Raw genomic sequence first — 14,658 nt, 5'->3', positions numbered from 1 at the left:
GTGGATATGTCGACCTGGGACTCCCGGCGCCGGGCGGTTCCGGGCCCTCCTTCCGTCCCCGCGGACCTGGCCGCGATGTTCCGGAACCTTTGCCGGTCTTCCCCCTGGAAGTGGCAGGCGCTGCGTTTTGAGTACTGGGACCAGGCCTTTGCGTCAGCTCCCACGCCCGGTGCACCCTTCGTCCGTGCCTGGCTCCGCCGGCCGGGGGCGCTCCGCCTTGAAAGCCCCGAGGGCCTGGTCCTTCACAGCACCACAGGCATCAATGACTCCCGCGACGGCATCTACGTCAGCGCCACCCGTAAGTCCTGGCTGCTCCCTCCGCACCTGGTCACGCCCGTGTACGACGACGCCGGACTGGTCCGCCGCCGGCCGGAAGCCGCCTACGGCGAGCCCGGGTTCGGAAATGGACGCTTTTCAGCCGCCCTGGACCCCGTGGAATTGGCCGGGAACGCCCCCGTGCCCATCGAGTTCCCGGGCAGCAACGCCCTGGACATCCGGGACACCCGCTTCGCCGAGCACGAAGGCCGGCCGGTTTTGGAGGCGGTGGCGGCCCCCAGCGCCGCCTACCGCCCGGGCGATCCTGCCGCCCCCTCTGCCTTCCCGGAAGTTCACTCCTGCGGGTGGACATGGGTACCGGCGTCTGCGTATCCAGCCAGTCACTGGAGCAGGAAACCGGGGAGTATGGCCACTGGATCCGGATCCTCGCCGTGGATGAGTACATGCTCGATGACCTCTTCCTGGCACAGTCCATGAATCTCACCGACGTCCGCCGGCACATCAGCTGGGACATCGCCGCCAAGGCGTGACAACCCCGCATGCCACCGATCGGCTAGGCTTCGCGGATGACTACCCTGGGCTCCATCTGGCCGCTGTTCGACCTCACGCTGTCCACGCCGCGGCTCGAGCTGCGCCCCATCACCGACCAGGACATCCCCGCGGCCGTGGCGGCGGCCCGGGGCGGAATCCATGACGCCGGCAGGAACCCCTTCAGCACTCCCTGGACCGAGCTGCCCGACGAGGAGTTGGGCCCCAACATGGCCCGCTGGTACTGGCGCTGCCGGGCCGAATGCACGCCCGAAAGCTGGACGCTGCTCCTCGGCATCTGGCACGAAGGCCAGTTCGCCGGCTGCCAGGACGTTGGAGCCAAGGACTTCGCGGCCCTCAGGACAGTCACCACCGGATCCTGGCTCAAGCAGTCCGTTCAAGGCCGCGGCCTGGGCAAGGAGATGCGTGCCGCCGTCGTCCTTTGGGCCTTTGACCGGCTGGGGGCAGAAGTCGCCGAATCCGAGGCAGCCATCTGGAACAGCGCCTCCCTGGGCGTGTCCCGCTCCCTCGGCTACGAACTCAACGGCACCACCCGCAAAGCCTGGGGCCCCAAAATCGAAACACTCCAGCACGTCCGCGTCACCCCGGAGACCTTCAAGCGCCCCGACTGGGAGCTGCAGGTAGAGGGCCACGAAGCAGCGGCGAAGTTCCTAGGCATGATTTAGTGGCCGGGTTCGTCCGCCCCGAGTCCTTCGCCGTCGCTTAGACACCTCCCGACGCATTGCTCCGGTCGCTGGGCGACCTGCGCAACGCTTTGGTCGGCGATGCGCTCCTCCACGAAGGACTCGAACCGGACGTGTGCCAGGGCGCGCCTTCTGAACACCTCCGGTAGGGATCCCGCTCGAGCGGGGCTGCGGTCCTTCTCGTAGGAGCGCATCGCGACGCATCGGCCGCCGGAGGTCGCCCAGCGACCGGAGACGGCCCTATGCGTTGTGTCTAAGCGACGGAGCAGGGCCGTGGCCCCGCGAACCCAACCACTGCCACGCACGAAAAGGGCCGTGGCGGGACGAACCCGGCCACGGCCCTCAGCGAGGTGTCGCTAACCTTCCAGAAGTTCGGTGACCAGGGCGGCGATGGGCGAGCGTTCGGAGCGGGTCAGGGTGACGTGGCCGAAGAGGGGGTGTCCTTTCAGGGTTTCGACGACGGCGGCGATTCCGTCGTGGCGGCCGACCCGCAGGTTGTCCCGCTGGGCGACGTCGTGGGTGAGGACGATCTTGGAGTTCTGGCCGATGCGGCTCATGACCGTCAGGAGCACGTTCTTTTCCAGGGACTGTGCTTCGTCGACGATCACGAAGGCGTCATGCAGGGAACGTCCGCGGATGTGGGTGAGGGGCATGACCTCGAGCATGCCGCGGTCCATGACCTCCTCCACTACTTCCTGGCTGACCAAGGCCCCGAGGGTGTCGAACACGGCCTGCGCCCAGGGGTTCATTTTCTCGGACTCCGAACCTGGCAGGTAGCCCAGTTCCTGTCCGCCAACCGCGTAAAGGGGCCGGAAGACGATCACTTTGCGGTGTTCGCGGCGTTCCAGCACCGCCTCGAGGCCGGCGCAGAGGGCAAGGGCAGACTTGCCGGTGCCGGCGCGGCCACCAATGGAAACGATGCCGACGGCGGGATCCATCAGCATGTCGATGGCCAGCCTCTGCTCGGCGGACCGGCCGTGGAGGCCGAACACGTCGCGGTCGCCCTTGACCAGGCGCACCTGCTTGTCGGCGCCCACCCGGCCGAGCGCGGAGCCGCGGTTGGACAGCAGGACCAGCCCGGTGTTGACGGGCAGCTCGGCGGCCGCGGGGATGAAGACGGGCTCGTGGCCGTACAGGGTGGAAATCTCCTGTTCGTCCGCTTCGATTTCGGCAACACCCGTCCAACCGGAGTCCTTGACCAGTTCGTTGCGGTACTCGTCGGCGGTAAGTCCCATGGCGGACGCCTTGACCCGCATGGGCAGGTCTTTGGACACGACGGTAACGTTGCGTCCTTCGTTGGCAAGGTTTTTGGCGACGGCGAGGATGCGGCTGTCGTTGTCCCCGCTGCGGAAGCCCAACGGCAGCACCTCGGACGAGATGTGGTTGAGTTCCACCATCAGGGTCCCGCCCTCGTCGCCGATGGGAAGGGGCTGGTTCAGGCCGCCGTGCTTGACCCGGAGGTCGTCCAGGAGCCGCAGGGCTTTCCGTGCGAAGTAGCCGAGTTCGGGGTCATGCCGTTTGGCCTCGAGTTCGGTGATGACCACGACGGGAACCACTACCTCATGCTCGGCAAACCGCAGGAGTGCGCGCGGATCCGAGAGGAGGACGGAGGTGTCGATGACGAAGGTGTGGATGTCGGCTTCCCTTCCGGAGACAGCAAAACCGGCCGCAGCATCAGTTGCTGCGCCGGTTTCAGAGGTAGCTCGCTCGGCGCGAGAGGTAGCTTTTCCACCCAGTCCAAACAGGACCTCGGGCAGTTGTTCAGAAGTAGCCACATCGACTCCAGCCCCGGGCGCCAGCCCGGAATTGTTATTGGTGAGGCGGCTCGGCCAAGAGGCCGGGTCCGGCCTCCCATACAACCGGTGCGATGTTTCGCTCCATGTACTGGCCTCCCCGATCAGCCGGCGGTTTTGCCTGCTGATGGATATAACGTAAATCCACCCGGGGTAATTTCCGCAACCATTACGCGGCGATTTCTCTTGCAGGTGTGTGAACTTGTTATGAACCGGGGGTTTCAGGTGCCAAAGCGCCGCTGGCGGCCGGCGTAGTCGCGCAGGGCGCGCAGGAAATCCACCTTGCGGAAAGCAGGCCAGAGGGCCTCGCAAAAGTAGAACTCGCTGTAGGCGCTCTGCCACATGAGGAAGCCGGATAGCCGCTGCTCCCCCGACGTCCTGATCACCAGGTCCGGATCCGGCTGTCCGCGCGTGTACAGGAAGCGTGAGATGTCATCAACGCACAGGTCATCGGCAAGCTTGGAGATGTCCATGCCCTTGGCGACGGCGTCGTGCAGGAGTTCCCTGACGGCGTCGACGATTTCACGCCGGCCCCCGTAGCCCACCGCCACGTTGACATGGATTTTTTCCCGGACGGGTGTCCTGGCGGTGAGCTTGTTAAGGCGCTCGGCCAGGTAGTCCGGGAGCAGCTCAGGTGCGCCCATGGCGTGTACCGAGATGTTGGCGTCCTCGTCCAGCCGGTCCAGGGTGTTGGCGATAATGCCCATCAGGAGGTCCAGTTCCTCGCTGGAGCGGTTCATGTTGTCCGTGGACAGCATGTAGAGCGTCACCACTTTTACGCCGAGTTCCTGGCACCAGCCGAGGAATTCGTGGATTTTGTCCGCCCCGGCCTGGTGGCCCTGGCTGGTGGGTGCGTTGAACTGCTTGGCCCAGCGGCGGTTGCCGTCCACCATGACGCCGATATGGCGGGGGATCCGGTCGCGGGGAAGGTCCCTAAGCAGCCGGCGTTCGTAATAGCCATAGAGGAACCCGGGCAACTCCACGCGTCCACTCACCTGACTTTCCTGCCGTACGTACATCCACATCCTAGGCTACCGCCCGTGGCCGGCTGGCACGGCCAGTACCCCGGGAACATCAAAACCAGGGATGTTACCCGCGGGTAACTTACCGGCCCGTAAGTTATTCTGTTGGCATGAACAGCGACTCTCCGCACGCCTCCCGGGACCCCCAGCCGGAGGAGCGGAACACCGCCGCGGAACCAGGGCCCAGCGCCATGGATGACGCCGCCGTCCGCCTCGCGGAACTACTGATGATCAAGCCCAAGTGGCGGGGGTGGATCCACACGGTCACGGCCCCGCTCGCCCTTGCCGCCGGGATTATCCTGGTTGTCATTGCCCCCACCACGGACCGCCGGATCACGTCCGCCATCTACGCCGCCACAGGTGTTTTGCTCTTCGGCGTCAGCGCCGTCTACCACCGCGGCAACTGGTCCCCGCGCGTCAAGCTCGTTTTGAAGCGGCTGGACCACACCAACATCATGCTGGTGATCGCCGGCACCTATACGCCGCTGGCATGGACTCTCCTGGAACGCCAGCAGGCGGTGGTCCTCCTGTGGGTCATCTGGTCCGGAGCCATCCTCGGCGTGCTGTTCCGGTTGCTGTGGACTGAAGCCCCCGCTGGCTCTACGTGCCCATCTACATCGCACTGGGCTGCGGCGCGCTGTTCTACCTGCCGCAGTTCTTCCAGGCAAGCATCCCGGCGGCCGTGCTGATCTGCGTGGGCGGCGTCCTCTACATTGCGGGCGCAATTTTCTACGCGCTGAAGAAGCCAAATTTCAGCTACCACCACTTCGGCTTCCACGAACTATTCCATGCGTTCACCGTGCTCGCCTTCGCGGCACACTTCGCGGCGATCGCCATGGCAGTCCTCGACTAGAACCCCTTCACTCCGGAGCCGGCCCGGCCGAAGGGACAGCCCTATTCGCGCGGCTGCGGATGTCCCCCGGCACTGCCGTTTCCGTTGGCATCGGTAGCTTCCGGAGGCGTCCCGCCGTCGCGCCCGTCCTGGACGTCCGCGGCGTCAACATCTGCGGCAGCTGCAGCGGCCAGGCGCTCTTCCTCCACCTGGGCCCGGTAGCGCACCCTGCGGATCCGACGCACCATATCCACAATGAGCAGGGCAGTCGCCACGACGAAGAACGCCGTCATGATGAACCCCAGCAGGCCCGGCGTCACCTGGTCCTCGGAAATCCCCTCCCGCAGTGTCGGAGTAGGCAGCGGGGTCGGCGTAGTGGCGAGGCTGAGGAGCAGAGATTGCACGGTTAATACCTTCTGGTGGAGCGGATGCAGCAGGAAGCGGACGGGACCGGCCGTCGCCGCGCCTGTCTTCTACGCAAGATAGAAATAGCCTGCCGTGTCTATCTTAGCCCGGCGAACAGGTCCTTCTCGGGGAGCTCGGAGGGCACCCTGGAATGGATCAGCGAATAGTCCTCCCACGGCCAAACCCGGCGCTGCATGTCGGGCGAAACGGCGAAGAAGAACCCCAGCGGGTCCACCTGCGTCCGGTGCGCGCGCAGCGCATCGTCGCGGACTTCGAAAAAGTCCCCGCAGTCAATCTGGGTGGTGGTGGGGTGCGCGGCCGGCGGCGGGGTGTGCCCCTCGGCGTCGGACTCCAGCCAGGCGGCCAGGCGCTCGGCGTACGGTGACTGCAGCCCTGCCTCCTCCAGCGCAAAGTGCAGTGCCCGGAACCGCTCAGGGCTGAAGGCGCGGTCGTAATAGAGCTTGCCTGGCTCCCATGGCTCCCCCGCCTCCGGATAGCGTTCGGGATCGCCTGCGGCCTCGAAGGCTTCCACGGCCACCCTGTGCGCCATGATGTGGTCCGGGTGCGGGTAGCCGCCGTTCTCGTCATAGCTGAGGATGACGTGCGGCTTGAAGGAACGCACCAGCCGCACCAGGGGCGCCGCGGCCTGGTGCAGGGGCAGGGTGGCGAACGATCCGGTGGGGAGCGGCGGCAGCGGGTCGCCTTCGGGAAGGCCCGAGTCCACAAATCCAAGCCACCGCTGGCGGATCCCGAGGATGGCGGCAGCCTGCTGCATCTCCAGCCTCCGGGCACCGGCCATATCCCGCTTGGGGTGGGGTTCGTCTTCCACCGCAGGATTTTGGATGTCGCCGCGGGAACCGTCGGTGCAGGTTGCCACCAGCACGTCCACACCGGCAGCCGCATACATGGCCATGGTCGCAGCCCCCTTGCTTGATTCGTCATCCGGGTGGGCGTGGACCGCGAGCAGCCGCAGCGGCACCTGGGAGTTGCTGGACGCTGTCATGGAGGGGACGGCTCCTAATTCTTCTTTTGCGGCTCGTGGCAGCTTTCGGATGGTGTCGCGGGTGCGCTGCCTCGCCGGCAGCTGCAGCCGCCGCAAAGCGCCGGCGGAAAGGGAACTAAACTGGTCTGGTGACTTCCCCGGACCAGCCGGCCCGCCCCGCGCCCGCAGACACTAGCCTAGCCAATCGGTATGGTGCTAAAAAGCGCCGGCTCTCCCCTAAGGCCACCCGGGCCGCGATCGGCCTGGCGCTTGCCGCGGGAATCGGGTTCCTGGCGTGGGTGACCACATCGAATTCGCTCTCCGGAGTGACGTTCAAGGACGTGGGTTACAGCACCACCGATGCCACGCTCGCCGAGGTGGACTTCCAGGTGACGCGGGAACCGGGCAAGCCCGTGAAATGTGCCGTGAAGGCGCTGGATTCCAAGTTCGCTGTGGTGGGCTGGAAAGTGGTGGACATCCCGCCTTCGGTGGCGGATGGAACGGCCGACGGCGGCAGGACGGTGGCCCAGCGCGTCACGTTGCGCACGGAGTCGGAGTCGGTATCGGGCGTGGTGGACAGCTGCTGGATTCCAGCCGGGGCGTCCTGAGCAGTGTGACGTGGAACGCTTCCCTGTTGGGTTATCTCCAGAGGATTGACTACAATGGGGAGATACCTTTACCCCGCTGAGCTGGTTGCTGTTCCACAAGTGGCCACCGTGGCGGGGTCTTTTGCATTGTAGGACCACTAGAGGAGAAGTCCGTGTCTACCACCAACAGCGCATCTGCAGCCTGGCTCACCCAGGAAGCTTTTGACCGCCTGAAGGCAGAGCTGGACCACCTTTCCGGCGCTGGCCGGGCGGAGATCGTCCAGAAGATTGAAGCAGCGCGGCAAGAGGGGGACCTCAAGGAAAACGGGGGCTACCACGCGGCCAAGGAGGAGCAGGGCAAGATTGAGGCCCGCATCCGCCAGCTGACGGCACTGCTCCGGGATGCCCATGTGGGTGAATCGCCTGCCGATGACGGCATCGTGGAGCCCGGCATGATCGTGGTGGCCAGGATCGCGGGCGACGAGGAGACCTTCCTGCTGGGTTCACGTGAGATCGCGGGCGACTCAGACCTGGATGTCTTCAGTGAAAAGTCGCCGCTTGGCGCTGCCATCCTGGGCCACAAGGAGGGCGAGACCCTCAGCTACGTGGCGCCCAACGGCAAGGACATCAAGGTGGAGATCCTCTCCGCCAAGCCCTACGCCGGCTAGCTCCGCGCATAGCTTTGTACGCGCAGTGCTCCGTAACAGGACAGCGCGAAACCGGGAAGCGGTGGCCCTCCCCCAGGGGACGGCCACCGCTTCCCGTTAAGGCCTTGTGCCGGGCCTACTTCAGGCCGGCTGCTATAACTTCGCCGGCATCCCAGACGCGCGCGGACGAAGCAGCAGCGCCGCCACCACGCCGCCGGCGGCCCCGCCAAGGTGCGCCTGCCAGCTCACGTATCCGGACACGAACGGCAGGGCGCCCAGGAGAATGCTGCCGTAGCCCATGAAAAGGACCACTGCGAGCAGGACCTGGCGCCAACTGCGGTTGAAGAAGCCCCTGACCAGCAGGAACGCAAAGAGCCCGAACACCAGGCCTGAAGCGCCCACGGTGATGCCGTTCCCGATCAGCCACACCGTCAGCCCGCTGCCGAGCCAGCTGAAGGCAAGGGCGGTGAGGAACACGCGCAACCCGGAGAGGAACACCAGGAAGCCGAAGACGACCAGGGGCAGGCTGTTGGAAAGCAGGTGGTTCAGGTTGGCATGCAGGAGCGGGAAGGTGAAGATGTCCAGCAGCCCGTCGGCACTCCTGGGCCGCAGGCCGAAGGTCCGGGTGAGGGCCCCCATCATCAGTGTGTTGACCACTTCGATGGCGAACAGCACAGCCACAAAGCCGCCCAGCACCACCAACCCGCCCTTCGCGCGGGACGCGATGGCCTGCCGCCCGGGGAGGCGTCCGTTGCCCGTCAGTCCTGCCAAGGCCCGTTCCTAGTGCACGACGATCGGCTGGAAACCCTCGGCACGGAGTGCGCTGAGGACCTGCTCACCGTGCTGGTGGCCCTTGGTTTCCAGGTTCACGGTGATGGAGACGTCGCCCATGCTGATGGAGCCTCCCACCCGCGTGTGGTCCAGGCCGGTGACGTTGGCATCGTTTTCGGCAATGATGCGGGCAATGGTTGCCAGTGAGCCGGGGCGGTCATCAAGCATCATCCGCACCGTCATGTAGCGGCCTGCGGCGGAGAGGCCGCGCTGGATCACCTTGAGCATCAGCATGGGGTCGATGTTTCCGCCGGAGAGCACGGCCACGGTGGTTCCCGGGTTCTCGATCTTGCCGTCCATGAGGGCTGCAACGCCCACCGCCCCTGCAGGTTCAACCACCATCTTGGCCCGTTCCAGCAGGAAGATCAGGGCGCGGGCCAGGGAGTCTTCACTGACGGTGACCACATCATCCACCAGCTCGCGGATGATGCTGAAGGGCAGCTGCCCCGGACGCCCCACGGCGATGCCGTCCGCCATGGTGGAAACCTTCTTCAGCGGCACCAGCGCGTCGGCGGCCAGCGAGGGCGGGTAGGCGGCGGCGTTTTCCGCCTGGACGCCAATGATGCGGATCTCCCGGCCCAGTTCCCTGGCGCGGGCCTTGATGGCAACGGCGACCCCTGCCAGGAGCCCACCGCCGCCCACACCCATGAGGATTGTGTCAACGTTGGGGACCTGCTCGAGGATTTCCAGGCCCACGGTGCCCTGGCCGGCCACCACGTCCACATTGTCGAACGGGTGGACGAAGACCATGCCCGTTTCGTTGCTGTAGCGCTGGGCTTCAGCGAGCGCCTCGTCCACGTTGTGCCCGTGCAGGACCACTTCGGCGCCATGGCTGCGGGTGGCGGCGAGCTTGGGCAGTGCCACGCCCAGCGGCATGTAGATCCGGGCCTTGATGCCCAGGCTCTTGGCGGCGACGGCAACGCCCTGGGCGTGGTTGCCGGCGGAGGCTGCCACCACTCCCCGCTTTTTCTCGTCCGGGGAGAGCCGCGCCATCCGGACGTAGGCCCCGCGGACCTTGAACGAGCCGGCGCGCTGCAGGTTTTCGCATTTGAAATAGACGTCGCCGCCTACCATGGTCCCCAGCGCCCGCGACGATTCCACGGGAGTGCGCGCGATAATCCCGTCAAGCAGCTTCTGCGCCTCAAGGACATCGTCCAGTGTGACGGGAAGGGTTTCAAGGATCTTCACGGACTACTCTCCTCTGGGTTCTGCCCCGGTGCCTTCCGGGGAGGAATCACGGGCATCGCGGTGTTCGGCTGGAGTGCCGGACGCCGCGTCCTTCCCCGCGCCAGGTACAGACGGCGGTTCAACGTCCTTGATGGTGTTGTCCCCGCCTGCTCCGGCCGTGATGGGCTTCCCGGCAATTACCGGCACCTGTTCATGTTCCCACGTTCTTGCGGCGATGTAGCGAACAGCCGAATTTGCTACGGCCAGGATGGGTACCGAGAACAGCGCTCCGGGGATGCCGGCAAGGTAGGAACCGGCCGCAACGCTGAGGATCACAGCCACCGGGTGCAGCGAGACTGCCTTGCCCATGACCAGGGGCTGCAGGATGTGGCCTTCAAGCTGCTGGACCAGCAGGACGATGGCCAGCATGATCAGGGCGTTGATGGGGCCGTTGGCCACCAGCGCCAGCAGGATGGCCACGATACCGGTCAACAGGGCGCCCACCACCGGGATGAAGGAGCCGAGGAAGACCAGCACGCCCAGTGGAAGCGCAAGCGGGACTCCGATAATGGCGGCGCCCACGCCAATGCCGAGCGCGTCCACTGCCGCGACGAACATCTGGATGCGCGCGTAGCTGACCATGGACGCCCAGCCCCTGCGGCCGGCGCCGAAGGTGGCGGCCCGGGCTTTGCGCGGAAGCATCTTCACCAGGAACGCCCAGATCCGGTCACCTTCCAGGAGGAAGAAGATCAGGATGAACAGCGACAGCAGCATGCCGGCAGCGAAGTGCCCCGCGGTGCTGCCGAAGGACAGGGCGCCGCTGAGGATGCTGCTGCTGTTGTTCTGCAGCGCGTCGGTGGCTTCCCTGATGTACTGGTCGATCTGGGCGGCCGTGAGGTGCAGGGGGCCGGCAGAGAGCCAGTCCTGGACCTGCCGGACGCCTTCAAGGGCCTGGGAATAGAGCTCGCCGAATCCCACCGCCAATTGCCTGCCCACCAGGGCCAGGGCACCGACAATGACACCGATGAACCCGAGGACCGTCACGGCGACGGCTAGCCCAGCAGGCAGCCCGTGCCGCTTCAGCCACACCGTGACCGGGCTCAGGAGACCGGCGAGGAGGGCGGCCACCATAATCGGGATGATCAGGAGGGTGATGTGGCTGAGCAGCCAGACCAGCGTCCCCACCATCAGGAGAATCAGGCCCAGCCGCCACGACCAGGACGCCGCTATGCGGATGCCGTAGGGTATGTCCTTGTCCAGCTCACGGTCCGTCAGGACCCGCAGCGGCGCAGCGGAGGCGGGCGCCGGCGCTGAAACCGGGCGGGCCAGGGTAACGTCGTCCTCGTTAGGCGTCATATGCCAATACTTCCCCAGCTGCGGCCCGATGGGAAACTACTCCCCGCCGCGCCGGGCTTGTAGTCGATGCCCCATTGCATGCTGAAGGACTCCCCCGGAGCCAGCCACCGGAGACCGTCGCCGGAGTTGAACGCGTTGGCCGGTCCCGTCATCGGCTCCACCGCCAATGCACGGCTACGGCCCGGGTACACCGTGCTCACGAAGATGTGGACGTAGCGGCAGGCCTCGTCCTGCCACAGCGACACCTCCCCGCCGTCGGACGCCGCGAGGGTGTGCCGCGCCTTGCCCCCTTCGAAGCTGAGGTCCGTCAGGGCCACGTCCACCGCCAGGTCCGCGATGTGCCGCCCGGACCGAAAATCCACATCCCCGGCTACAGGGGCCGAACTGCGGGGAATCAATCGCTCATCGGTCACCAGTTGGGTGCCGGCGGCAACGGTCAGCTGCAGTTCCTCAACCGGGGTGTCACCAAGCCGCAGGTAGGGGTGGGCGCCCAGAACGAATGGGGCGGCCGCCGCCGAGTCGTTCGTGAGGGTCTGCCTGACCTGCAGCCCCAGGTCTTCCGAAAGCCGGTACTCCACCCTGTGGCGCACCAGGAACGGATAGCCGTGCTGCGGGAAAACTGTGGCCTCCAGTGCCACGGCGTCCTGCGACTCCGCAACCGCCGCGTAGCCGGTATTCCGAAGCAGGCCATGGCTGGCGTTGTTGCGGGACACTTCGGTGATGTCCAGCTGCTGCTTCCGGCCGTCGAGGAACCAGACCCCGTCCTCCACCCTGTTGGCCCAGGGCGCCAGGGTGATGCCTGCCCCACCGGGGGCGATCTGATCATCGCCGTAGGTTTCGGTCAGCAGGACCCCGCCCCGGCTGAAGGAGCGGAGCCCTGCAGCGAGCTCCGTGACCACGGCGACGGCGTCGCCCCGGCGAAGCTCGTATTGCCGGCCGGTGGCGCAGGACAGGGCGGATGAGCGGGTGGAGGTTCCGTGTTCGGAAGAGGCTGTCATGGGCATTACCGTACATGGCACGAATGGCCCTTCCATCCCCCTTTGTTACTTTTTGTTGTTAACTATTCATTCTTGATCGTTTATGCAAGACTTTTTGTATGACAGGGATTACCAGTACCAGACTCTCCGATGGGCGGGAGCTGATCTACTTCGACGATGACAGCACCAGCACGTCACGCGCCGGGCACCTCACCACCGACCACCGCGGCCTGCCCCCTCGCGGGGAGCCGGGCGAGGTGCGCTTCGATGCCCTGACGGACGAATGGGTGGCCGTCGCCGCGCACCGCCAGGCCCGCACCCACCTGCCGCCGGCAGACCAGTGCCCCATCTGCCCCACCACGCCCGCCAACGCTTCCGAGATCCCTGCCCCGGATTACGACGTTGTGGTCTTCGAAAACCGGTTCCCCTCGCTGGGACCGGCCCTGGGACCCGTGCCTGACAACGCCGCATGGGGAACGAAAGGCCCGGCGTACGGCCGCTGCGAAGTAGTGTCGTTCACCCCCGACCACACCGGGTCCTTCAGCGGCCTCAGCGGGGAGCGGTCCCGCACGGTGATCGAGGCCTGGGCGCAGCGTACCGCTGCCTTGAGCGCCATGGCCGGCGTCAAGCAGGTGTTCCCGTTCGAAAACCGCGGCGCGGACATTGGCGTGACACTGCATCACCCACACGGGCAGATCTATGCCTACCCCTACATCACCCCGCGGGCCGGCACCCTGGGGGCGGCCGCCCGGAAGTACTACGACGCGCAGGACGGCAGGGACACCCTGACCGGTTCCCTGCTGCGGGCCGAACGGGAAGACGGCAGCAGAATGGTCCTCGAAGGCACGCATTTCAGCGCCTATGTGCCCTTCGCGGCCCGTTGGCCGCTGGAGATCCACCTCGTCCCCCACCGCCGGGTGCCGGACCTGGCTGCACTGGGCGGAGAGGAAAAGGACGAGCTGGCACACGTCTACCTCGACCTGCTCAAGCGGGTGGATGCCCTGTACCCCACGCCCACTCCCTACATCTCCGCCTGGCACCAGGCGCCGCTGGATGACTTCCTCCGGCCGGCGGGCTACCTCCATCTTCAGCTCACCTCCCCGCGCAGGGCGGCCGATAAGCTGAAGTACCTGGCCGGCTCCGAAGCGGCCATGGGCGCTTTCATCAACGACACCACCCCCGAAATTGTGGCGGAACGGCTGCGCAGTGTTGCGGTCCCGCCGTCGTCCGTGCCTGCCGCCGCCAGGGCGGCCACCCCGGAAGGAGCTTCCGCGTGAGCACCCAGGATCCGGCCAAGGCCGCGCCCGCATCCGCACCCGCCGCCCAAAGTCTCGGCGCCCGCTTTGAACTCGAGTTCGGAGGCGCTCCCGACGGCATCTGGCAGGCACCGGGCCGGGTTAACCTCATCGGCGAACATACGGACTACAACGAGGGCTTCGTCCTCCCCTTCGCCATCGACCGCACCGCCCGGGTGGCCATCGCGGCCCGCCAGGATTCAACCGTGCGGCTCCTGTCCACGTACGGCGACCAGGGCGTGGTCACCACCACCCTCGGCACCCTGCGGCCGGGAACAGCGAAGGGCTGGACCAAGTACCCCCTCGGCGTCATGTGGGCCCTCCGGGAGCGGGGCATCACCGTTCCCGGGCTGGACCTGCTCCTGGACTCGAACGTCCCGCTCGGTGCCGGCCTGTCGTCGTCGCACGCCATCGAATGCGCCGTCGTCACGGCGCTCAACGACCTCACGGGTGCCGGGCTGTCGGCCCAGGACATGGTGCTGGCAACCCAGCGTGCGGAGAACGACTTCGTGGGTGCGCCCACCGGGATCATGGACCAGTCAGCGTCCCTTCGCGGCTCGAAGGGCCACGCCGTCTTCCTGGACTGCCGGGACCAGAAGGCAAGCCTGGTTCCTTTCGAGACCGAACCCGCAGGCCTGGTGCTCCTGGTGATTGACACCAAGGTGTCGCACTCCCACGCCGACGGGGGCTATGCGTCACGCCGGGAATCCTGCGAGCTTGGGGCGGAAGTGCTGGGGGTTAAGGCACTGCGGGACGTCGAGGTGGCTGACCTTGAGGAGGCAAGCGGCCTGCTGGATGAGGTGACGTTCCGCCGGGTGCGGCATGTTGTCACCGAAAATGACCGCGTGCTCCAGGCCGTGGAGCTTCTGGGCGGCCCCGGTCCCAGCGCCATCGGTCCCCTGCTGGACGCCAGCCATGCCTCCATGCGCGATGATTTTGAAATTTCCTGCCCGGAATTGGACTTGGCCGTGGACACCTCGCGGGCCCATGGGGCCATTGGTGCCCGCATGACCGGGGGCGGCTTTGGCGGAGCTGCGATTGCGCTGACCCCGGTGGACGCCGAGCAGAAGGTGCGCGCCGCCGTCACCCAGGCTTTTGCCGACGCCGGCTTCAAGGCGCCGGACATCTTTACCGTTTCCCCTGCCGCCGGCGCCATGCGCATTGCCTAGGGACGCCGCGCCAGCCTGATGCCGTCAGCCCTTAACGGCCGTGGGCCCCACCAGTCTGGTGGAGCCCACGGTTGTTGGTTTACGACG

Annotated in this window: 13 protein-coding genes and 2 pseudogenes; 7 read left to right on the top strand and 8 right to left on the bottom strand. The window is 66.3% G+C overall.

Features of this window, described 5'->3' with window-relative positions:
• The first annotated feature begins 6 nt into the window (after positions 1-6).
• Together OUO20_RS02860 and OUO20_RS02855 are read left to right on the top strand one after the other, a co-directional pair.
• Positions 7-806: pseudogene (locus OUO20_RS02860) on the top strand (hypothetical protein).
• A 36-nt stretch (positions 807-842) separates the two neighbouring features.
• Positions 843-1,490, top strand: coding sequence for a GNAT family N-acetyltransferase (locus tag OUO20_RS02855; protein ID WP_268002808.1), 648 nt, complete (start codon positions 843-845; stop codon positions 1,488-1,490).
• Between the two features lie 374 nt (positions 1,491-1,864).
• Here the strand turns inward: OUO20_RS02855 and OUO20_RS02850 are convergent, their stop codons facing one another.
• Both OUO20_RS02850 and OUO20_RS02845 read right to left on the bottom strand, forming a co-directional pair.
• Positions 1,865-3,283, bottom strand: a complete 1,419-nt coding sequence (locus OUO20_RS02850) for a PhoH family protein (protein WP_018770175.1) — start codon at positions 3,281-3,283, stop codon at positions 1,865-1,867.
• 239 nt (positions 3,284-3,522) lie between these two features.
• Positions 3,523-4,284, bottom strand: a complete 762-nt coding sequence (locus OUO20_RS02845; protein ID WP_018770176.1) for an isoprenyl transferase — start codon at positions 4,282-4,284, stop codon at positions 3,523-3,525.
• A 230-nt stretch (positions 4,285-4,514) separates the two neighbouring features.
• Between OUO20_RS02845 and trhA the strand changes: the two are divergent.
• Positions 4,515-5,176: pseudogene (gene trhA / locus OUO20_RS02840) on the top strand (PAQR family membrane homeostasis protein TrhA).
• A 41-nt stretch (positions 5,177-5,217) separates the two neighbouring features.
• On the opposite strand, the gene OUO20_RS02835 reads toward trhA, so the two are convergent.
• Positions 5,218-5,559, bottom strand: a complete 342-nt coding sequence (locus OUO20_RS02835) for a hypothetical protein (protein ID WP_056393479.1) — start codon at positions 5,557-5,559, stop codon at positions 5,218-5,220.
• 98 nt (positions 5,560-5,657) lie between these two features.
• The gene (mca, locus tag OUO20_RS02830; protein ID WP_018770179.1) at positions 5,658-6,563 is read right to left on the bottom strand and encodes a mycothiol conjugate amidase Mca; all 906 of its coding nucleotides are present in this window, start codon (positions 6,561-6,563) and stop codon (positions 5,658-5,660) included.
• A 128-nt stretch (positions 6,564-6,691) separates the two neighbouring features.
• On the opposite strand from mca, the gene OUO20_RS02825 reads away from it, so the two are divergent.
• Complete coding sequence (locus tag OUO20_RS02825) at positions 6,692-7,150, top strand: DUF4307 domain-containing protein (protein ID WP_134164548.1); 459 nt, start codon at positions 6,692-6,694, stop codon at positions 7,148-7,150.
• Between the two features lie 152 nt (positions 7,151-7,302).
• A complete protein-coding gene (gene greA / locus OUO20_RS02820) occupies positions 7,303-7,797 on the top strand; it encodes a transcription elongation factor GreA (protein ID WP_018770181.1) in 495 nt (164 codons plus the stop codon).
• Between the two features lie 132 nt (positions 7,798-7,929).
• On the opposite strand, the gene OUO20_RS02815 is transcribed toward greA, so the two are convergent.
• Genes OUO20_RS02815 through OUO20_RS02800 form a run of 4 tightly spaced genes read right to left on the bottom strand, consistent with a single transcriptional unit; the run spans position 7,930 to position 12,128 of the window.
• A complete protein-coding gene (locus OUO20_RS02815) occupies positions 7,930-8,547 on the bottom strand; it encodes a rhomboid family intramembrane serine protease (protein WP_134164549.1) in 618 nt (205 codons plus the stop codon).
• A gap of 9 nt (positions 8,548-8,556) precedes the next feature.
• Complete coding sequence (gene ilvA / locus OUO20_RS02810; RefSeq protein WP_018770183.1) at positions 8,557-9,795, bottom strand: threonine ammonia-lyase; 1,239 nt, start codon at positions 9,793-9,795, stop codon at positions 8,557-8,559.
• Between the two features lie 3 nt (positions 9,796-9,798).
• Positions 9,799-11,130: an AI-2E family transporter gene (locus tag OUO20_RS02805; protein WP_208324252.1), complete on the bottom strand. Its 1,332-nt coding sequence runs from the start codon at positions 11,128-11,130 to the stop codon at positions 9,799-9,801.
• A complete protein-coding gene (locus OUO20_RS02800; RefSeq protein ID WP_268002807.1) occupies positions 11,127-12,128 on the bottom strand; it encodes an aldose 1-epimerase family protein in 1,002 nt (333 codons plus the stop codon). Before OUO20_RS02800 ends, OUO20_RS02805 begins: the two co-directional genes overlap by 4 nt.
• A gap of 98 nt (positions 12,129-12,226) precedes the next feature.
• Here OUO20_RS02800 and galT point away from each other — a divergent pair, with 98 nt between their 5' ends.
• Both galT and galK read left to right on the top strand, forming a co-directional pair.
• Positions 12,227-13,384, top strand: coding sequence for a galactose-1-phosphate uridylyltransferase (galT, locus tag OUO20_RS02795; protein ID WP_134164551.1), 1,158 nt, complete (start codon positions 12,227-12,229; stop codon positions 13,382-13,384).
• The gene (galK, locus tag OUO20_RS02790) at positions 13,381-14,571 is read left to right on the top strand and encodes a galactokinase (protein WP_134164552.1); all 1,191 of its coding nucleotides are present in this window, start codon (positions 13,381-13,383) and stop codon (positions 14,569-14,571) included. The genes galT and galK overlap by 4 nt, the downstream gene beginning before the upstream one ends.
• Positions 14,572-14,658 lie beyond the last annotated feature (87 nt).

The sequence above is a fragment of the Arthrobacter sp. FX8 genome (assembly GCF_026723805.1).
Lineage (GTDB): Bacteria > Actinomycetota > Actinomycetes > Actinomycetales > Micrococcaceae > Arthrobacter.
The sequence above is the reverse complement of the archived record's forward strand: the minus strand, read 5'-3'. Positions and strand labels throughout refer to the sequence as shown.